Below are 19,027 nucleotides of genomic sequence, written 5' to 3'. Positions count from 1 at the left end.
GCCTTTGGCGCGTTCAGCCATTCATTTCGGCGGTCAGAGGTGCCCAGTCAGAGACCGGCAACCGCTGAGCCACATTTAATCAAAGTGAAATTTCGGCCTTGCGGTCTGGAATAAAAGGCGGAGCTCGATCAGGTTTGCCACCCTCAGCCCGAATTCGAACACATCGAACGGCTTTGTCACGATGTCGCGTGCGCCAAGAGCCAACGCGCGTCGTTTCGCCTCGATTGAGGTGTCGGCGGTCAGCACCATAATCGGCAGGAGTTCGTCTTCGGGAGTGAGTCGGCCGAGGCTGTCGAGCAGGGCATAACCGTCGAGGCTTGGCATCATCAGATCGAGCAGCACCAGATCAGGTCGAAATGCCAGATGACGCTCCACGGCCTGGCGCGGATCTGCGAGCGTTTCGATGCGGGAATATCCCTCGCGGGCGAGAACCGCCTCTACGAGAGCGAGATTGGCCGGTTCGTCGTCGATTGCGAGAATGCGCGCGTCACGGGCGGATTGTCCGGCATTCATGACGTGCGCTCCAGCAGCATCTTGTTCATCGCAGCCATCAGGGCTGGCACATCTATCGGTTTGGTCAGCACCGCGCTGGCCCCGCGCGCCGCCCATTCACCCTGCGCGGCAATCGCGTCTGCCGTGAGCAGGATCACCGGAATGTCGGGCAGGCTGGCCTGCAATTCCGCCAGCACCCAGTCACCATCCTTGTCGGGCAGGTGCAGATCCAGCAGCACCAGATCAGGAAGGTGGCGCAATGCCAGATCGAGCCCGATCCGCGCCTGCATCGCGCTGACCAGTCGCGCCTGCGGCAAGTTGCGTGCCACCACCGCCTCGATCAGCTGGGCATTGGCAAGGTTGTCCTCGACCAGCAGGATCGTCACATCCTGCGGCCCTGCGAGCGCAGTCGGCGCCGCGCTGTGTGTCACGGGCCCCGGCAAGGCTGGGGTCTGCGCCAGCGGCAGTTCGAACCAGAAACAGGACCCGCTGTGCGTGTCGGCGCGCGGCATATAGCCGATCTCGCCGTCCATTGCTTCGACCAGCGCGCGTGACAGCGACAGGCCGAGCCCTGTGCCCTCGGTGCGCGCGGCGCCCGCAGCAAGGCGGGTGAAGGGCTGGAACAACTGCCCTGCCTGCTCGGGCTCGATCCCGATACCGCTGTCGATCACCTCGACTCGCACCCGCTCTCCGGCATCGTGCGCCATGACCGTCACGGTGCCGCCGTGGTGATTATACTTGATCGCATTGCTCAGCAGGTTGAGCAACACTTGCAACAAGCGCCGTGGATCGGCTGCGACCGGCGAGAGCGCGCCTGACTCGCTCGAAATCGTGATGTGGCGAGCTTCTGCCTCGGGCAGGGACAGGCCGATGGCCTCGGTGACGATTGTCTCCAGCGATGTGGGCGCGATCGACAGACCCAGCTTGCCGGCTTCGATCCGAGCAATGTCGAGCACTTCGTCGATCAATGCCAGCAGGTGCCGTCCGGCGCGCAGGATCTGCTGGATGCTCGCGTGTTCGGCTTGCCCGGCGTGGGTTCGGTCAAGCTCCAGCAACTGCGCAAAGCCTAGAATCGCGTTGAGCGGCGTACGCAGTTCGTGGCTCATGCGCGAAAGGAACAGGCTCTTGGCGGCGCTCGCCTGTTCGGCTTCCTGCCGCGCCAGTTCAAGCGCCTCTTGCGCGCGGCGGCGTTCGGTGATGTCGCGGGTGACCTTGGAAAATCCGCGCAGGGCGCCAGTCTCGTCGTGGAGCGCGGTGATGACGACATTGGCCCAGAACCGCGAACCATCCTTGCGCACGCGCCAGCCTTCGTCCTCGGTGCGGCCGTCGCGCACCGCATCGGCGAGGTTGCGCATCGAACGCTCGCGTGCATCATCTCCGGGGTAGAAGACCGAGAAATGCTGGCCCAAGGCCTCGTCCCCGGTCCAGCCCTTGATGCGCTGCGCGCCGGTGTTCCAACTCACCACATGACCGTCTGGATCGAGAGCGAAGATGCCGTAGTCGCGCACGCCCTCGATCACGAGACGAAAGCGTTCCTCGCCTTCGCGCAGCGCCTGCTCGCGTGCGCGCAGCAGTCGGCTTGCCTCGACCATTCGCCCGGCGAGCGAGCCAATCTCGTCGCCCTCCGCATTGCGCTCGTCCAAGGCCTCGCCCTGCGCCAGCAGCACCGCATCGCCTTCGAGCCGCTGCACCCGGCGCACGATCCCGCTGGAGAACAGGAACACCGCGAACAGGCTGCCGACAAGACCGGCAAGCGTCAGCAAGCCGGTGGCGATCAGGCCGTTTCGGCGCACCGCATTGAGCCTGTCCTGCCGTGCTGCCAGCAGTTCGCGCTCGCGCGCCTGCATCCCCTCGATCTCGCCGCGCACCGCGTCAAGCACCTGCTTGTTGGCCGCGAGGCCAGCGGCGATCACAGGGTCGCCGACAACATCCGCCCCGGTTTGGGCTCGGGCAGCGAGAAGCAGCGCCAGACCTTCGCGCTTCTGGCCTGCCAGCGTCTCGATCCGGGCAAGGCGCGTGGCAGCCTCGGAATCGCGGATCGCACCGCGCAAACGTGCGGTGACCTGCGGCACCAGCGTTTCGGCGCGCTCGTAGGGTTCAAGAAAACGCGGCTCGCCCGTCAGCAGATAGCCGCGCACGCCGGACGAGGCCTCGGCCAGCAGCGCGTGAACTTCGTTGACATCGTTCTGGATCGCAATGGTCAGGCGGACGTCCTGCTCTGCGCGGGCCTCCATCCGGCTGATCGCGTAGAGCGCGGCGACCGAGCCGAGGAAGATCAGCAGAGGCACCGCCACCACCACCAGCCCCTTGGTGGCAAGCGGGCGATTGGCCCACCAACGCGCGGTCATCGGGCTTGTCACGCCGTCCACCCGCCGCGGTGCTCGACCGCGATCACTGCAGCCTGTGTCCGGTCGCGCACGCCCAGCTTGCCGATCAAGCGTTCGACATGGGTCTTGACCGTCCCCGGCTTGATGCCGAGCGCCAGCGCGATCTCCTTGTTCGTTCCGCCGCTTGCAAGCGCATCGAGCACCTCGCGTTCGCGCGGGGTCAGCCGTTCCAGCGCGGCGAACACGGGGCTGCGATCGGCCGCCACCACCGCGCGGCGCATCAGTGCGGGCGGATAGGCGACCCCGCCCGCCGCCACCAGATCGATCGCCGCCAGCAATTCTTCCCGCGATGTATCCTTGGTGATGAAGCCGCGTGCGCCCGCAGCAATCGCCGCGCGCAGATAATCGGCGTTGTCATGCATGGTAAGGATGATAATGGCGATGTCGGGCTGCGTATCGGACAGCTGCCGCGCGGCTTCGAGCCCGTCGATCCCTGCCTCGCCCCCGCGCGTGCCATAGCGAATATCGAGCAGCGCCAGTTCGGGCCGGTGCTGCTGGCAAAGTGCCAGCGCTTCCTCACCGCTGGCCGCTTCGCCCACCACGTCGAACCGCCCGCTGCGATCGAGAATGGCCCGCAGGCCTTCGCGGGCGAGGGCATGGTCATCGGCAATCACGATCCGGGCTTTGTTCATGCGGCGGGAACCTCGGCCAGTAGGGTGCAGCCCGCACCGGGCGCGCTCGTTATCGTCAAGCACCCGTCCAGCAATTCGATCCGTTGACGCATGTAGGCAAGGCCGAGGCCGCCGGCACCATGCGCCGTGCGTCCGGCATTCGGATCGAATCCGCAGCCATCGTCGCGCACAGACAGCCGCCAGCGACCGGCATCGCATGCCAGTCGCAGGGTCACGCGAACTTCGGGCCCGGCATGGGCCCGAGCATTGTTGAGCGCCTCCTGCGCGACGCGGAACAGCGCGGTCTCGATCGCCGGGGGCGGGCGCTGGTCGGCGTCGGGCGCAATTTCGAGGGTGGCCGCCATGCCGCGGGTTTGGGCCTCAGCCGCAAGCTGACGGAGCGCGGGGACGAGCCCGAGATCATCGAGCACCGGTGGACGCATCCCGGCGATGACCCGGCGCAATTCGCTGACCAGATCGCGCGCCTGATAGCGCGCCCTGGCAAGGTCGGCGGGGTCGCCGTCGCCTGCCAGCTCCAGTCGCCGCATCAACGCGGCGGCGTTCTGTGCGACCCCATCATGCAATTCGTGCGCGATCCGGCTGCGTTCGATCTCCTGACTGCGCAGCAATTCGCCGAGCAGTCGGGCGAGCCGGGCCTCACGCGCCCGGGCCGAAAGGCTCGCCCCGATCAGCTGGCATACGACCGCGAGAGCCTCGCGGTCTTCGGCCGATGGCGCACTGCGACGACCTTCGAGAACCATCGCGCCGGGCAATGGCACGTCAGAACCCGGCGAGGTCAGAGGGAAGATCAGGCAATCATCGTCAGCCGTTTCGCCCGCCCTGTCCTCGATGACCCGTCCGTCCTCATATCCCGCCAGATGTGCTGCGGCGCGCGCCACATCGCACACGGCAGCATCCAGCGTTTCGGGCGTGGCGGCAGCCAGAACCTGTCCAGCTTCGACCAGCACGCGCAAGCGCGCGGCGCGCGCTTCGGCTGCGCGGTAGAGACTGCGCAAATCGGAAGCGTTTTCGGGAAGGCGGGGAGTAGCAAGCTGCGACATCGCGACGGGCGATATCCGGGCCAAGCCGATTTGTCATACGCCAAACGGCATAGGCCACGCAGCCTGCCATCCGGCTGACGCAGCCGGGCCGCCGCTGCGCCATCTGGTGATCATCCGCTGGCAACCGCCTTCAACCGATGGAGCGATCCCATGAAAAAGAGCATATTCATCCTCACCGCCGCGTCCATGATCGTCGCATGCACTCCCGGCTATGCCAAAACCAAGGCGCGCGCAGCAGCCGCCCCGGTTGAGCAGAACGTCGACTGCATCACCGAGAAGGAAGTCGTTGCCGCGCAGAAGGCGTGGGGCGAAGGCATCGTCAAGATCGGCAAGGTCTATTCCGAAGGCGGCGACTACAGCGCCGCTGCGGCTGCCCACATCAACCAGTTCTACGCCTATGATCTCAGCCTCGTGCTGTTCAAGCCGACATTGGCTTCGGTCGACCAGTTCCGCACCTCGTTCGACTCGGCGCTATCCTACTTCGTCGGCGGCAACACCACCTACCCCGAGGACAAGGGCTTCGCGATCAAGCCCTGGACCAAGGTCCGCTGGAAGAATGTCGGCATCACCAACAATGCCTGCACGATGGCCGTCGCAATGGGGAACTACTGGTTTACCGCCGCTGACACCGGCGCCGAAACCAAGGTAGAATACACCTTCGGTTACATCCGCGACCCGCAGGGCGATCTGAAGATCGTCGTCCACGATTCGTCGGTGCCCTACAACGGCGGCTGACGCTTGCCCGCCCCCGCGGGGGTAGCTACGGAGCGCGGGTTCTCCCCCACGAAGGGTCGTAAGGCCCGCGCTCTCCCGGCTTCTTCGAGGATTGTTTCATGCCCTTTCGTAAGAAATCGTATAGCGCGGCGGCGCTGCTGGCTGCATCGCTTGCCGCCCCAGCTCACGCCAACGAAGACGATTTCAACATCTGGCTCGGCCAGTTCGCCACCATCAATGCCACTGACGACATCTATGTCCGTGTCGAAGCGCAGGAGCGCTTCACCAATGACGCCGACCGGCTCGGCCAGCTCCTGCTGCGCTCACTTGTGGGCTACCGGATTAACAAGGACATGAACATCGGGGCGGGATACGCCTATATCCTGACCGACCCGGTCGGCCCCGCCCAACTCAACGAACATCGCTTCTACCAGGAGCTGAACGTCCGGCTGCTGTCGACCGAGGGCGGCGTGACGCTGGATTCCCGCACCCGGCTTGAGCAGCGCACTTTTGAGGAGGGCGAGGACACATCGTGGCGGCTGCGCAATTTCGTCCAGCTTCGGGTGCCGATCAGCGACAACAACAAGATCGTAGCCTACACTGAGCCGTTCATCGACCTCAACGAAACCGGCGTGCAGCGCGGCGGGCTGTCGATCTGGCGCAACTTCGTCGGCGTGTCGATCCCGCTCGCCAATAACATCGAGGTGGTGCCCGGGTATCTCAATCAACATGTGCTCCGCGATGGGCAGGACCGATCCGACCACACCGCCAACGTGAATCTTTTCATGACTTTCTGACTGACACTATTCAAACTTGGGCCGAGGAAGCGGCCATTCCGCTACCCACCCACCTGCCGACATTCCGCCGCACCGCCCCCGTTCCCGAAAGCGGACGCTTACCCACCCCGCATCCTCGCCAGATAACCGCTCGGCCCCATCTGCGCGGCGGTCCAGATGAAGATGGCGAGCGATGCCACGCCCGAGACAAGGCACACGGCGAACACCGCCGCCGCCAGCGCGCTGTCGCCCTGTGTCGGCCCCAGCGCATCGCTCAGCGCGCCGATCACGCCGAGGCCGAGTGTCTGGCCGATCAGGTTGTTGAAGAACAGCGCGATGGCGACTGCAAAGCCGCGGCTGGCAGGCTCGACGCTCGCCTGTATGCCCGACAGGATGCCCGCCTGACTGGCGACATAGATGCCGTACGCCACCCCGAACCAGCCGAGGAAGCCGGCAAAACTGCCCGACGACAGGCTCAGCGCCAGCGGGATCACGCAGCCGAGGCTCACCACCCCCGGCAGCCATGCGCGCCAGCGTTCGTCGCGCAGGGTCAGCCAGTGGGTGACATAGCCGCCCAGAATCGGTCCCGGAATCCCGCCGAGGAAGAAGGTGAAGCCGAGGTACAGCCCCACATCGCCGGTCGAGATCGGGAACTGGCGCAGCATCACCGCCGCCATCCAGAAGGCGAGGCCGTAGCCGATCATGATCTGCACCGCCCAGCCCAGCGCCAGCCCCATGAACACGCGGTTGGTGAGGAGGCTGACGATCGTCTGCCCCAGCGGCAATTGCGCCATGTCGGTACCGGGCGGGGCGTAGCGTCCGCGCAATGGCTCGCGCACGGTGAGGTAGATCACGCCGCCCAGCAGCAGCCCCGGCAGGCCCATCAGGATGAAGGCCCAGCGCCAGTCGAACAGCTCGGCCAGCTGCCCGCCGATGATCAACCCGCCTGCCGTCCCCATGCTCGCGCCGATGGTCAGGAACCCCATCGCCTTGGCCAGTTCGGCGCGGGAGAAGTAATCGGCCACGAGGCTTTGCGAGGACGGGCCGGAGCACCCCTCGCCCACCCCCACGCCGGTGCGGGCGGCGAACAGCGTCCAGAACCCGCTCGCCATGCCGCAGACGGCGGTCATCAGGCTCCAGAACCCGATCGCGGCGGCGACGATATTCTTGCGGGTCGAACGGTCAGCCAGCCGCGCGGCGGGGAAGCCCGCCAGCACATAGACAAGGCTGAAGGCGAGCCCGCCGAGCAGGCCGAGTTCGAAATCGGACAGGGCAAACTCGGCCTTGATGTCCTCGACCAGAATGCCGAACACCAGCCGGTCGGCGACGCTGAACGCACTCGTCAGCGTCAGCAGCGCCAGGACATACCAGCGGTATGCCCCCGGGTTTGCCCTGTCAGTGATGGGGTCTTGCCCAGAGGCCATTGTCGACCGGGATCGTCAGGCCGTTCAAGAACCGCGCTTCGTCCGATGCGAGGAACAGCACGCAGGCCGCCACGTCCTTGGGCGCGCCCAGCGCATCCATCGGCAGCGGCCCGTCCGGCACCACCATCAGTTCTTGCCCGGCGCGGCCCGAGATATCGCGGACCATCGGCGTCTCGATCCCCCCCGGCGCGAGCGCGTTGACGCGGATGCCGTAGCCCTTGTCCTGAAAGTCCACCGCAAGGCTGCGGGTCATCCCTGCAATCCCGGCCTTGCACGCGGCATAGGCGGGGATGTTGCCATAGCCCATCAGCGCCGCGGTCGAGGCCATGTTGATGATCGACGAACCCCCGCCGCCGATGCTCTGGTGGCGGTGCTTCATCAGCGGCACGGCATATTTGCACCCCAGAAAGGTGCCGACCACGTGAATGTCGAGATGCAGGCGGAAATGGGCGAGGCTGCAATCCTCGATGCTCTCGAAGATCACGTTGCCGGCATTGTTGACGAGGATATCCAGCCCGCCGTGGCGTTCCTGCACGGCGCGCATCACCTCGATCCATTGCTCCTCGCTGGTGACATCGAGCGCCATGGCATCGCCGCCGATGCTGTCGGCCACCTGATGGGCCAGCTCGGCATCGCGGTCGGTCACGATCACTTTGGCGCCTTCGCGTGCCAGCATCTCGCAATCGGCCTTGCCCAGACCCATCGCCCCCCCTGTCACGAGCGCAACCTTGCCCGCTACCCGTCCCGCCATTCCGCTCTCTCCCAAAAGCCTGTTCTGTCGCGCCAGCCTATCGGCCGGTAGCTGCGGGGCCACTGTCGAAAGCGCGAGGGCGCAGGCAGCGCTGTGCGATGTATTCTCCCTGGCCGAGGGAGTGGACTGATGATGGACGCCGCCGAAGTCGCGCAGCTCAAAGCGATGATGGAATGGGAAGGCACGCGCACCGCGCCGCCGGAGGGTTTCCCCGTGCTGCCCGACATGCCCGCCGGACGTTACACCAGCCCCGAATATTTCGCGCTCGAACAGCAACACGTCTTCCGCAAGAGCTGGCTGTTCGCAGGCCACCTCGACGAGATCCCGGAGCCGGGGTGCTACATACGCTGGCACAATGCCGGCGATCCGATCGTGATCGTGCACGGCATGGACGGGGTGGTGCGCGCCTTCCACAACACCTGCCGCCACCGCGGCGCGCCGGTGGTGACCGAGGATCGCGGCAAGTCCAGCCGGTTGATGTGCGGCTATCACAACTGGACCTACAAGACCGACGGGAGCCTTGTGGGCGTACCCGAGCGGCGCGACTTTCCGGCCGATTTCGACCTCTCCTGCCGAAGCCTGCTGCCGGTGGCTTGCGAGCTGTTCGGCAAGGTGATCTTCGTCAATTTCGACACAGACGCGATGCCGCTGATCGACTGGCTCGGGCCGGTGGCGCGCGAGTGGGGGGAATTCGCCTTCGACCGCATCCGGCTGGCGGCGCGGCATTCCTTCGAATTGCAGTGCAACTGGAAGATCGCGATGGAGGCCAACATGGAGGTCTACCATGTGCCCTTCATCCACCCCGATACGGTCGCGCCGCTGGTGGATTCGACGCGCAACTTCAACACCATCTATCCCAACGGCCATGCGCGGATGCTCGCCCCGCCGCCGCGCCAGACCGACCGCGAGCACGTGCGTGCGATCGATTCGCCGCCCGGCTGGCAGCCAATCGAAAGCGTCGGCGAGCTGGGCCGCACCTGCACGCAGAGCTACACGCTGTTCCCCAACTGGGTCAGCCCGCTCTCCAATTACTTCGTGCCGCCGCTGCTGTTCTGGCCGACCTCGCTCGATACCTGTCGACTCGAACTGGTGACGATGGCGCTCGACTGGGGGGATGCCCCCGCGCCCGATCTCTGGACCGTTCCCGATGCTTCGCAGCCGGGTGGCCGCCAGATGAGCCCGATCATCCTTGAAGACACCCAGTTCGGCGAGGCGATCCAGAAATCGGTCGCGGGTTCGGCCTTCCGTTCGGTGCCGCTGTCCTATCAGGAAGCGCGCATCTACGCCTTCCACCAGAGCCTCGATGCGATGATCGGCACCGGCAATGTTCCCGAGGCGCTGAGGGTCGAACCGGTGATCGGGCCGGAGTGGGTGTGGCCCAATGACCCGCGCCCCGCGCAGATGCAGCGCGAAGCCGCCCGCGCCCGCGAAGCCGCCGAATGACGCTACGGCATCCCGCTTTTGCAGGCCTATGTGACGTATATGTCGCAGTTTGCCGCGGTCACTATCGCTTTTGCTGATGGTGCACTTTTCACCGCAACATACACCTGTTCGCATACCTGAAGGCTTCGGCCGGACGGCGTGAGGAGACACGCCAGCGGGTTGGGGAAAACAGGGCGCGCGGGGGAGCCGCGGCCCGATGGGGAGAGAGGACCATGAACTTACTTCGTGCCCGAAATGTATCCGGTGTGCGTTCCGGAGGAATGCGCCGTGCCCTGCTGTGCGGCGCTGCGCTGGGCGGCATTGCAGCCATGCCGAGCGCGGCCTTTGCGCAGGATTCCGAAGGGGCCGAAACGGCGCCCGAAGAACGCGTGATCGTGGTGCAGGCCCGCCGCCAGAACGAAACCCTGCAGGAAGTCCCCGTTACCGTCACCGCGATCGGCGGCGAGACGCTCCAGCGCTACAATGTCGATCAGGTCGCCGACATTACCAGCCGCGTGCCGACGCTGAACGTGCAGGTCGGCGGTTCGGGGTCGGGCGGTCAGCTCAGCTTGCGCGGCGTGGGCTCGTCCAACATCTCGGCGGCGTTCGATTCGGCGGTCGCATTCGAATATGACGGCGTCGTCGTCTCGACCATGCGCATGGTGCAGGCCGGCTTCTTCGATGTCGAGCAGGTCGATGTGCTGCGCGGGCCGCAGTCGCTGTTCTTCGGCAAATCGGCCACCGCCGGCGTGCTGGCCCTGCGTTCGGCCAACCCGACCTCCGACTGGGAAGTGGGGATGCGCGGCTCCTATGAATTCGAGGAAAAGGGCTACCTGCTCTCGGGCTATATTTCCGGCCCGCTCAGCGACACGCTCGGCATCCGCATTGCCGCGCAGTTCAATGACATCGACGAATTCATGCTGATGCAGGACAATACGCCTGCGGTGAACCAGGAACGCGGGCTGACCGATTTCATCGGCCGCGTCACGCTTGACTGGCAACCGTCGGACATGTTCCGCGCCAACCTCAAGGTGCAATACACCAAGCACGAAAATGACGGTGCGCTCGGCACGGGCGAAGTGTTCTGCGGCGCCAACGGCGTGGCGGATTCGATCTTCCTGCTCGGCGGCGCGGTCAACCTTCCGGCGGGCTATGATTGTAACGCCTTCGACCAGCGTTACTACACCACCGATGCGGCAGGCCCGCTGGCTGGCGGCGTGCCGACCCCGTCGGCGGCTGCCGGGCGCAACGGCGTGCCCTTCGGCGAAACCGACATCTGGTTCGGCCGCCTGCAGTTCGAACTCGACCTGTCCGACACCCTGAGCCTCACTTCGGTCACCGGCCTGCTCAACATGAAGGCGGTCGATTTCGAGGCCTATTCCTATGGCGGGTTCATCCCCGGCCCCAACGGCACCCGCCTGCCGGGCGGGGCCGGTTCGTCCGATCCGATCAACAATCTGGAACAGTACACGCAGGAACTGCGGCTGGCTTCGGACTTCGACGGGGCCTTCAACTTCATGCTCGGCGCGTTCTACGAAGACCGCACGATCACCTTCGATACCTCGCAACAGGGCGTCAACATCTCGTTCCTCGGGCCCGACCCGGTGACGGGCTTCACCTATGACTGGGACAAGACCCATCTCACCAAGACCGAAGCCCTGTCGTTCTTCGGCAGCGTGATGATCGACCTGACCGAACAGCTGGAACTGTCGGGCGGTCTGCGCTGGACTGACGAATCCAAGGTGCAGACGATCTCGGTGCCTTACGTCCACACCTTCCTGCAGGGCCCGAACTTCGTGCGGCCGGGCTTCTTCTCCGGACCGATCAACTTCAACGACGACAATTTCTCTCCCGAAGTGACGCTGCGGTATCAGGCGAATGATGACTTCAACATCTTCGCCTCGTTCAAGACGGGCTTCAAATCGGGCGGGATCGACAATTCGGCGCTGCCGTCGAACAGCCTCAGCACTGCTGCGGCAACCGGCGATTTCAGCTCGCTGATCTTCAAGTCGGAAGAAGCCATCGGCGGCGAAATCGGCTTCAAGTCGCAGTGGGCCGGTCGCAGCGTGACGCTGAACATGACGGCCTACCAGTACGTGTTCAAGGATCTGCAAGTGCAGAACTTCAACGCGCAGACCGTGCAGTTCATCACCAGCAACGCCGGCGAACTGACCACCAAGGGCGTCGATCTCGAAGCCCGCTGGCGGACGCCGGTTGACGGGCTGAGCTTCTCGTCCAACATTTCGTACCTTGATGCCGAGTACACCGACGATTTCCTCCAGCCGGGCGGTCAGGGCGGGCTCGTCAACCTGCGCGGACGGCGCGGCAGCCAGGCACCGGAATGGTCGGGCAACTTCGCGGCGGACTGGGAAATCCCCCTGTCCGACAACCTCGAATTGTTCCTGTCGGGCAACGCCACCTACAATGATGGCTACATCACCGACGAAACCTCGCTGAACGATTATGTCCAGCCGAGCTTCTGGACGCTGGATACCAACGTGTCGATCGGCCATCCGGACGGCAACTGGAAGCTCTCGCTGGTGGCGACCAACCTCACCGACGAGATCTTCGTGATCACCTCGGGCGGGCGTCCGTTCCTGCCGCCGGGCGGGGATGACCTGATCCTGACCCAGAACCGCGGGCGTCAGGTGTTTGCGGAAATCAGCTTCCGCTTCTGATCGCCTTGCAACAGCCAACGGGGGAGGGGCGGGCCAGCCATGGCCTGCCCCTTTTGCTTTGGGCCCCGCTGCCTTTGCCAAAAGTGATCATTGCCGGGCCGGTTCCGAAGGCGGATGTTCGCGCCAACGCTTCGGGAGGAATGGCATGTCACGCGAAACCCTGGTCGAAATGACCCGCAATCTGGTCGCCCACGGCGCGGCCGACACGATGGAATATGCCGACGAGGTCGTGCGCGTTCCCGCCAGCGCCTATACCGACGAGGCCCTGTTCGAGCGCGAGAAAAAGCAGATCTTCCGCCGCCTGCCGCTGATGGTCGCGCCCAGTTGCGAATTGCCCAATCCGGGCGATTTCAAGGCGATGGACATCTGCGGCGTGCCGCTGCTGCTCAGCCGCCAGAAGGATGGCAGCATGGGCGCCTTCCTCAACATGTGCACCCACCGCGGCAACCCGCTGGCGAGCGGTTGCGGCAATGCCAGCCGCTTCACCTGCGGCTATCACGGCTGGACCTTCAAGGCCGACGGCGACCTGATCGGCGTCGCATCCCCGCAGGATTTCGGCAAGATCGACAAGGCCGCGCACTGCCTCACGAAGTTTCCAGTTTACGAGAACGCCGGGCTGATCTGGGTGACGCTTGATCCGGACTCGAAGCTCCCGATCGCCGATTACCTGTGCGGCTACGATACGCTCTTGAAGGCCTTCGAGTTCGAAGGCTGGACGCTGTTTTCGCAGCGCACGCTGGCGGGGCCGAACTGGAAGACGGCGTACGACGGCTATCTCGATTTCTACCACCTGCCGGTGCTCCACAAGGACACCTTCGGAGCCGATTTCTACAACCGCGCCAACTACTTCGCCTTCGGTCCCCACCAGCGTCTCAGCACCCCGTCAAAATTCGCGATCAAGGTGCAGGGGGACGATGACCAGCAGCTGGATCTGGAAGCGATGAGCGATGACCAGTTGCCGCAGGAAGTGCTGGTGCAGGGCGTGTGGACGATCTTCCCGCACATCTCGATCGCCAGCTTCTATGGCGGCGGGCAGCGCGGGGCGATGATCAGCCAGCTGTTCCCGGGCGACAAGGTGGGCGAGAGCTACACCACCCAGTTCTACGTCATGGAAAACCAGCCCGAGACCCCGGAGCAGGTTCAGGCCGCGCACGACCAGTTCAACTTCCTCGAAATCGTGGTGCGCGACGAGGATTACGCCACCGGCAAGCGCCAGCAGCAGGCGCTCGCGTCAGGCCTGATGAAAGAGGTGCTGTTCGGCCGCAATGAAAAGGGCGGGCAGGTGTTCCACCAATGGGTTGAGCGGCTGACCAAGGCCAGCGACGATGAACTGGTCGAGATTTTTGCAGCCGAACAGCGACAGGCAGCGGAGTAAGGTCTAGCCCTCCCAATCCGCAATCGGCTTCAGCACGCCATAGGTCTCCGCCACCGGCTCGCGCCCGAGATCGGGGAAGTCGATCGCTTCGGGTTCCTCGTGCGTGTCCGGAACGCGGGCCAGCAGGTCGCGGATCAGGGTCAGCCGCCCGCGCCGCTGATCGTTGAAATCGACGATGGTCCACGGAGCATGGGCGGTGTGGGTCGCGGCAAGCATCGCCTCGCGCGCCGCGGTATAATCATCGTATTTCGCCCGTGCGGCGAGATCGATCGGAGAGAGCTTCCAGCGCTTCAGCGGGTCTTCCAGCCGTTCGCGCAGCCGCGCCTCCTGTTCGGCCTGATCGGCAGCCAGCCAGTATTTGAACAGCAATATGCCATCATCCACCAGCAACTGCTCGAAGGCGGGCACCGCCTTGAGAAAGGCCTCGACCTGCTCTGCGCTCGCATAGCCCATCACCTTTTCGACGCCCGCACGATTGTACCACGACCTGTCGAACAGCACGATTTCGCCAGTAGTGGGCAGGTGGGCGACGTAGCGCTGGAAATACCACTGGCCCAGTTCCGCCTCGGTCGGTTTGGACAGCGCCACTGTACGGCACTGGCGCGGGTTCAATGCCTCGCGCACCGCGCTGATCGCGCCGCCCTTGCCTGCGGTATCGCGCCCCTCGAACAGCACCACGATGCGCGCACCACTTGCCTTGGCCCAGCGCGCCATGCTGACCAGTTCGTGCGTCAGCGGTTCAAGCGCGTCTTCGTAATCCTTGCGCTTCATGCCCATCGATCGCTCCTCCCGATTGTCCTCATCATTTGTCCTTGGGGGGGAAAGATAGTATCATCTGCAACGATATGGCCACGCTTGCAGACCCCGCCCCCGATTTCGCCACCCTGCCAGAGATGGCAGCCGATGTCTTCACCGCCCCGCTCGCCAGGCCCGCCCACGTGGGCGCGGATTGGCTGGAACCGGCGCAGACGGCCTACACCGCCGAAGACCATGCCGTGTGGGACGATCTTTTCGCCCGCCAGATGGAGGTGCTTCCCGGCCGGGCGTGCAGCGCCTTCCTGCACGGGCTGGAAAGGCTCGATCTCGGGTGCGGCGGCATTCCCGAATTCGGCGCGCTGTCGGAAGAACTGGGCGCGCTGACCGGCTGGAGCGTGGTGCCGGTGCCGATGCTGATTCCCGATCACGTGTTCTTCTGGCACCTTGCCAACCGGCGCTTCCCGGCAGGCAACTTCATCCGAACCCGCGAGACCTTCGATTACATCGAAGAGCCCGACGTGTTCCACGATGTGTTCGGCCATGTCCCGATGCTGACCGATCCGGTCTATGCCGATTACATGCAGGAATATGGCCGCGCCGGGTGGAAGGCGATGCGGTATAACCGGCTGAAGGCCTTGGGCGCGCTGTACTGGTACACAGTCGAATTCGGGCTGATCGAGGAAGAGGGCAGCGTGCGTGCTTACGGCGCGGGCATTCTGTCAGGCCCGACCGAGGCGCGCTTTGCGGTGGAGGCCCAAAGCCCCAACCGCATCATGCTCAATGTCGACCGGGTGATGCGCACCGATTACGTCATCAGCGACCTGCAACCGACCTATTTCGTGATCGAGAGTTTCGCCGATCTCTATCGCCAGACGGTGGAGCGTGATTTCGACCGGCTTTATCGCAGTCTGCCCGCGGGCTTCACCTATGCCAATTCGGCGGTGATCGATGTCGATAATGTGCTGCACAGAGGCACGCAGGAATATCACCTGCGCGGCGGGCGGGGCAGCGGCGCGGTTCCGGTTTAGGCTTTCGCGCCTCAGGCCTTGGCGCTGCGGCGCATGACGGCGTGATAGAGCATCAGCACCGCGCCGGTCGCGGCCAGTGCCACGCCGAGGCCCAGCAGCGAAAGCCCGCCCAGCATCGTGCCGCCATTGGCAATGCCTCCGCCGATCAGTGCGACCACCAGCCCCAGCGCCATCTGGCGCAGGATCGCACCCGGCGCCTCTGTCCGCGCGAGGATCGAGGCCAGCCAGCCCAGAGTCGCCCCCAACATGATCAGCACCAGCAACGCCATTTTGAAAACAATCTCCTAATCCCGCCGCACCGGACGGATCGACTCCTAAACCGGCATCCGCGCAGGTGGTTCCGGCAAAGTTGCGTTTATCGCATCATCAGCCAGACCAGCGCCGCGCCGCCGATGGCAATCCGGTAATAGGCGAAAGGCGCAAAACCGAAGCGGCTGACATAGGTCACGAAGGCGCGGATCACGATCATTGCGGCGATGAAGGCGGCCACGAGGCCGATGGCGATCTCGCTCCAGCCGATCAGCCCGCCGCCTGCCAGAAGGCGTTCCGGTTCGGATGCGATCTTGACCGTCGCCGCGCCGAGCATGGTCGGCACTGCGAGGAAAAAGCTGAATTCGGCGGCCGTCTTGCGCCCGACGCCCATTGCCAGCGCGCCGAGGATCGTCGCGCCCGAACGGCTGGTGCCGGGGATCATCGCAAGGCACTGGATAAAGCCGATGCCGATCACCTTCTTCAGCGGGATTGCCGCCACGCCGCTGTCCTCGCCGGGGCGCACGGCCTTTTCCAGCCCGATCATCGCCACGCCGCCCACCAGCAGCGCCCATGCCACCACCAGCGGGCTTTCGAGCAGTTCGTAGATGTGGTCTTTCGCCAGCAGGCCGATGACGGCTGCGGGCATGAACCCGATCAGCAGGTTGCGCACGAACAGCACCGCGGTCTGTTCCCAGCGCAGCAGGCCCATGAACATGCCCCACAGGTAGCGGAAGTAAGTCACCACCACCGCCAGGATCGCGCCCAGCTGGATCACCACGTTGAACTGCGACCACTGCGCGGCGTCATAGCCGAACAGCTCGGATGCGAGGATCAGGTGGCCAGTCGAGGAAACGGGGAGGAACTCGGTCAGCCCTTCGAGGATGCCGAGCAGGATCGCAGCGATGGTTTCGTTCATGGGCGCACGGCTTTGACGAGCGGGGCCGCCAAGTCAAACCAAAAGGCCCGCTCCTTTGCGGGAGCGGGCCTCTTTCACCTCACCAGATGCGCACGCGCTCTTCGGGCGGCAGGTACATGGCATCGCCCGGCTTCACGCCGAAGGCTTCGTACCATTCGTCAAGGTTTCGCACGACGCCGTTGACGCGGTATTCCTCGGGCGAGTGGCTGTCGGTGCGCAGGCGGTTGCGGTAGTTCTCCTCGCGCTGGGTCGAACGCCACACCTGCGCCCAGGCGAGGAAGAAGCGCTGGTCGCCGGTCAGCCCGTCGATCACCGGCACATCCTTGCCCTTGGTGGCAATCTTGTAGGCGCGGTAGGCCATCGAAAGCCCGCCGACATCGCCGATATTCTCGCCCAGCGTCAGCCGGCCGTTGACGCAGGTCTTGCCGTCGTCGAGCGGGCAGAAGCCGTTGTACTGCGCCACCAGCCGGTCACCCAGCGTATCGAAGGCCTTGCGGTCGGCATCGGTCCACCAGTTGCGCAGCGCGCCGCTTGCGTCCGACTTCGATCCCTGATCGTCGAAACCGTGGCCGATTTCGTGCCCGATCACCCCGCCAATCGCGCCGTAATTGACCGCGATATCATTGGTCAGTGCGAAGAACGGCTGTTGCAGGATGCCCGCCGGGAACACGATCTCGTTCTTGGTCGAGTTGTAATAGGCGTTCACGGTCTGCGGCAGCATGAACCATTCGGTGCGGTCGATCGGTGCCCCAAGCTTGGCAACGTTGTCGTCGCGCCCCCACTTGGCCGCCGCCATGCGGTTGGCGATCGGGTTGCCGGCGGTAATTGCCAGCCCTTCATAGGTTTCAAGGTTGGGGCGATAGCCGATCTTGGGATCGAAGCTGGCCAGCTTGGCGCGGGCCTGGGTCTTGGTTTCCTCGCCCATCCACCGGATTTCGGAGATCGATTCCGCCAGCGCGAGGCGCAGGTTGGCCACCAGTTCGTCCATCGCCGCCTTGTTTTCGGGCGGGAAGTAGCGCGCGACATATTCCTTGCCGATCAGCTCGCCCAGCAGGCCCTCGGCCTCGCCCACGGCTCGCTTCCAGCGCGGGCGCTGTTCGGGGGTGCCGCGCAAGGTCTTGCCGAAGAATTCGAAGCTGGCATCGTCGAACCGCTTGGGCAGCACGGCGGCATGGGCCGAGAGGAACTCCTTGACCATCCACGCCTGCAGGGTTTCGACCGGCGTTTCCGGCAGCAGCGCGAACATCCCCGGCAGGCCGGTGCCGATCTTGGCGAGGGTCGCCTCGTCGAGCTTGTATTGCGCGATCTCCTCGGCCGTCGGCGGCATCAGGCTGACGACGAAGCCGGGGCTCTTCTCGATCCCCAGCGCCGCAATCATCGCCGCCACCGGCACCTTGCCGCCCATCGCCACCAGTTCATCGGCGGTGAGCAGGTTGTAGGTCAGATCGCGGTTGCGGCGCACCGTGCGGTCCCACGCGACCTCGCGGGCGATGCGGTCTTCGAAGGCATAGATCGCTTCGGCTGCGGCGGCGGGATCGGCATAGCCGGCCTCGCCCAGCAGGAAGGCGAGATAAGCCTTGTACTTGGTCTGGATCGCGACACCCTTTTCGGTGGTGTCGAGATAGTAATCGCGGTCGGGCAGGCCGAGCCCGCCAAAGCCGACGCTGGCGATGTGCCGGTCGGGCTGCTTGGCATCGACGCTCACCCCGCCGCCGATCGGGCTGGGAAGGCCAGGGTCGGCCCACAGCATGGCGAGATCACCGATGGTCTTCGCGCCCATGATCCGGTCGAGATAGGGCTTGGCAGGCGCGAGGCCCGCGGCTTCGATCGCGGCGGTATCGAGATAGGATTTGTAGGCGCCGACAATGCGCGCTTCATCGGCACTGAGGCTTGCGGCGGGCTTGGCCAGCAGATCGTCCATCAGTGCCTTGACGTCGGCAGTGCTCTTTTCGCCGAGCAGGGTGAAGGCACCGATGCGGCTGAATTCGGCCGGCAGCGGGTTGGCATCGATCCAGCGCTTGTTGGCATAGGCGTTGAAATCGTCGCCCGGCTTGATGTCGGTGGCGAGCAGCGCGGGGTCGAAGCCCCAGGTGCCGAAGCTCATGCTCGGCAGCGAGGGCGCGGCGGCTTCGCCTTCGGCCAGCAGCAATTCGATGCCCGCATCGTGGGCGTGGACATCGTCATTGGCGATAGCGGGCGCGGCCAGCGCCAGCGCGGCAAGGCTTGCGCCGAAAAGGGCGGTTTTGTGGATCATGTGCGGTTGTCCCCGAAAAGCTGGTGCAGGTCGTCTGCTGCGCGCAACACTAACGCTGCACGCGGCAAAGGGTTGCCGCTTGTCCGGCGGGCCATGCGCTTCGTCGATTATGTTGCTGTGCCACCTTCCG

At 64.8% G+C, this 19,027-nt stretch carries 16 protein-coding genes; 6 read left to right on the top strand and 10 right to left on the bottom strand.

Going from position 1 to position 19,027, the window contains the following annotated elements; genetic code table 11:
• Window positions 1-75: 75 nt before the first annotated feature.
• The 4 genes from ACU0AG_RS14205 to ACU0AG_RS14190 are packed head-to-tail and all read right to left on the bottom strand — an operon-like array spanning window position 76 to window position 4,551.
• A complete protein-coding gene (locus ACU0AG_RS14205) occupies window positions 76-513 on the bottom strand; it encodes a response regulator (protein ID WP_482782931.1) in 438 nt (145 codons plus the stop codon).
• Window positions 510-2,840, bottom strand: a complete 2,331-nt coding sequence (locus ACU0AG_RS14200; protein ID WP_482782930.1) for an ATP-binding protein — start codon at window positions 2,838-2,840, stop codon at window positions 510-512. The genes ACU0AG_RS14205 and ACU0AG_RS14200 overlap by 4 nt, the downstream gene beginning before the upstream one ends.
• An 8-nt stretch (window positions 2,841-2,848) precedes the next feature.
• On the bottom strand, window positions 2,849-3,511 hold the full coding sequence (locus tag ACU0AG_RS14195; protein ID WP_482782929.1) for a response regulator: 663 nt from the start codon (window positions 3,509-3,511) through the stop codon (window positions 2,849-2,851).
• A complete protein-coding gene (locus tag ACU0AG_RS14190; RefSeq protein WP_482782928.1) occupies window positions 3,508-4,551 on the bottom strand; it encodes a sensor histidine kinase in 1,044 nt (347 codons plus the stop codon). Before ACU0AG_RS14190 ends, ACU0AG_RS14195 begins: the two co-directional genes overlap by 4 nt.
• Before the next feature lie 150 nt (window positions 4,552-4,701).
• On the opposite strand from ACU0AG_RS14190, the gene ACU0AG_RS14185 reads away from it, so the two are divergent.
• Window positions 4,702-5,286, top strand: coding sequence for a phosphoribosyl-AMP cyclohydrolase (locus tag ACU0AG_RS14185; protein ID WP_482782927.1), 585 nt, complete (start codon window positions 4,702-4,704; stop codon window positions 5,284-5,286).
• Between the two features lie 98 nt (window positions 5,287-5,384).
• Entirely contained in the window at window positions 5,385-6,062 is a 678-nt protein-coding gene (locus tag ACU0AG_RS14180) for a DUF2490 domain-containing protein (RefSeq protein WP_482782926.1), read from the top strand.
• A 98-nt stretch (window positions 6,063-6,160) separates the two neighbouring features.
• Here the strand turns inward: ACU0AG_RS14180 and ACU0AG_RS14175 are convergent, their stop codons facing one another.
• Together ACU0AG_RS14175 and ACU0AG_RS14170 are read right to left on the bottom strand one after the other, a co-directional pair.
• The gene (locus ACU0AG_RS14175) at window positions 6,161-7,465 is read right to left on the bottom strand and encodes an MFS transporter (RefSeq protein WP_482782925.1); all 1,305 of its coding nucleotides are present in this window, start codon (window positions 7,463-7,465) and stop codon (window positions 6,161-6,163) included.
• Complete coding sequence (locus ACU0AG_RS14170; protein WP_482782924.1) at window positions 7,437-8,216, bottom strand: SDR family oxidoreductase; 780 nt, start codon at window positions 8,214-8,216, stop codon at window positions 7,437-7,439. Before ACU0AG_RS14170 ends, ACU0AG_RS14175 begins: the two co-directional genes overlap by 29 nt.
• Window positions 8,217-8,345: 129 nt before the next feature.
• Here ACU0AG_RS14170 and ACU0AG_RS14165 point away from each other — a divergent pair, with 129 nt between their 5' ends.
• From ACU0AG_RS14165 to ACU0AG_RS14155, 3 genes are all read left to right on the top strand, one after another.
• Window positions 8,346-9,659 carry an aromatic ring-hydroxylating oxygenase subunit alpha gene (locus tag ACU0AG_RS14165; protein ID WP_482782923.1) on the top strand — a complete coding sequence of 438 codons (1,314 nt, stop codon included), beginning with the start codon at window positions 8,346-8,348 and terminating at the stop codon, window positions 9,657-9,659.
• Window positions 9,660-9,919: 260 nt separating this feature from the next.
• Entirely contained in the window at window positions 9,920-12,316 is a 2,397-nt protein-coding gene (locus ACU0AG_RS14160; protein ID WP_482782922.1) for a TonB-dependent receptor, read from the top strand.
• Between the two features lie 145 nt (window positions 12,317-12,461).
• Window positions 12,462-13,691, top strand: coding sequence for an aromatic ring-hydroxylating oxygenase subunit alpha (locus tag ACU0AG_RS14155; RefSeq protein WP_482782921.1), 1,230 nt, complete (start codon window positions 12,462-12,464; stop codon window positions 13,689-13,691).
• 3 nt (window positions 13,692-13,694) lie between these two features.
• Here ACU0AG_RS14155 and ppk2 read toward each other — a convergent pair whose 3' ends face one another.
• Window positions 13,695-14,468: a polyphosphate kinase 2 gene (gene ppk2, locus ACU0AG_RS14150; protein WP_482782920.1), complete on the bottom strand. Its 774-nt coding sequence runs from the start codon at window positions 14,466-14,468 to the stop codon at window positions 13,695-13,697.
• A gap of 68 nt (window positions 14,469-14,536) precedes the next feature.
• On the opposite strand from ppk2, the gene phhA reads away from it, so the two are divergent.
• A complete protein-coding gene (gene phhA, locus ACU0AG_RS14145; RefSeq protein ID WP_482782919.1) occupies window positions 14,537-15,475 on the top strand; it encodes a phenylalanine 4-monooxygenase in 939 nt (312 codons plus the stop codon).
• A gap of 11 nt (window positions 15,476-15,486) precedes the next feature.
• Here the strand turns inward: phhA and ACU0AG_RS14140 are convergent, their stop codons facing one another.
• The 3 genes from ACU0AG_RS14140 to ACU0AG_RS14130 form a co-directional block, all read right to left on the bottom strand.
• Complete coding sequence (locus tag ACU0AG_RS14140) at window positions 15,487-15,744, bottom strand: GlsB/YeaQ/YmgE family stress response membrane protein (protein WP_482782918.1); 258 nt, start codon at window positions 15,742-15,744, stop codon at window positions 15,487-15,489.
• An 86-nt stretch (window positions 15,745-15,830) separates the two neighbouring features.
• Complete coding sequence (locus ACU0AG_RS14135) at window positions 15,831-16,643, bottom strand: undecaprenyl-diphosphate phosphatase (protein WP_482782917.1); 813 nt, start codon at window positions 16,641-16,643, stop codon at window positions 15,831-15,833.
• Window positions 16,644-16,722: 79 nt separating this feature from the next.
• On the bottom strand, window positions 16,723-18,897 hold the full coding sequence (locus tag ACU0AG_RS14130) for a M13 family metallopeptidase (protein WP_482782916.1): 2,175 nt from the start codon (window positions 18,895-18,897) through the stop codon (window positions 16,723-16,725).
• Window positions 18,898-19,027 lie beyond the last annotated feature (130 nt).

This window comes from Erythrobacter sp. RANMB8 (assembly GCF_056848235.1).
The sequence above is the reverse complement of the archived record's forward strand: the minus strand, read 5'-3'. Positions and strand labels throughout refer to the sequence as shown.

Excerpts from the sequence above, each read along its gene's own strand:
- ACU0AG_RS14205 (WP_482782931.1), bottom strand. The coding sequence starts at position 513 with ATGAATGCCGGACAATCCGCCCGTGACGCGCGCATTCTCGCAATCGAC.
- ACU0AG_RS14200 (WP_482782930.1), bottom strand. The coding sequence starts at position 2,840 with ATGACCGCGCGTTGGTGGGCCAATCGCCCGCTTGCCACCAAGGGGCTG.
- ACU0AG_RS14195 (WP_482782929.1), bottom strand. The coding sequence starts at position 3,511 with ATGAACAAAGCCCGGATCGTGATTGCCGATGACCATGCCCTCGCCCGC.
- ACU0AG_RS14190 (WP_482782928.1), bottom strand. The coding sequence starts at position 4,551 with ATGTCGCAGCTTGCTACTCCCCGCCTTCCCGAAAACGCTTCCGATTTG.
- ACU0AG_RS14185 (WP_482782927.1), top strand. The coding sequence starts at position 4,702 with ATGAAAAAGAGCATATTCATCCTCACCGCCGCGTCCATGATCGTCGCA.
- ACU0AG_RS14180 (WP_482782926.1), top strand. The coding sequence starts at position 5,385 with ATGCCCTTTCGTAAGAAATCGTATAGCGCGGCGGCGCTGCTGGCTGCA.
- ACU0AG_RS14175 (WP_482782925.1), bottom strand. The coding sequence starts at position 7,465 with ATGGCCTCTGGGCAAGACCCCATCACTGACAGGGCAAACCCGGGGGCA.
- ACU0AG_RS14170 (WP_482782924.1), bottom strand. The coding sequence starts at position 8,216 with ATGGCGGGACGGGTAGCGGGCAAGGTTGCGCTCGTGACAGGGGGGGCG.
- ACU0AG_RS14165 (WP_482782923.1), top strand. The coding sequence starts at position 8,346 with ATGATGGACGCCGCCGAAGTCGCGCAGCTCAAAGCGATGATGGAATGG.
- ACU0AG_RS14160 (WP_482782922.1), top strand. The coding sequence starts at position 9,920 with ATGCGCCGTGCCCTGCTGTGCGGCGCTGCGCTGGGCGGCATTGCAGCC.
- ACU0AG_RS14155 (WP_482782921.1), top strand. The coding sequence starts at position 12,462 with ATGTCACGCGAAACCCTGGTCGAAATGACCCGCAATCTGGTCGCCCAC.
- ppk2 (WP_482782920.1), bottom strand. The coding sequence starts at position 14,468 with ATGGGCATGAAGCGCAAGGATTACGAAGACGCGCTTGAACCGCTGACG.
- phhA (WP_482782919.1), top strand. The coding sequence starts at position 14,537 with ATGGCCACGCTTGCAGACCCCGCCCCCGATTTCGCCACCCTGCCAGAG.
- ACU0AG_RS14140 (WP_482782918.1), bottom strand. The coding sequence starts at position 15,744 with ATGGCGTTGCTGGTGCTGATCATGTTGGGGGCGACTCTGGGCTGGCTG.
- ACU0AG_RS14135 (WP_482782917.1), bottom strand. The coding sequence starts at position 16,643 with ATGAACGAAACCATCGCTGCGATCCTGCTCGGCATCCTCGAAGGGCTG.
- ACU0AG_RS14130 (WP_482782916.1), bottom strand. The coding sequence starts at position 18,897 with ATGATCCACAAAACCGCCCTTTTCGGCGCAAGCCTTGCCGCGCTGGCG.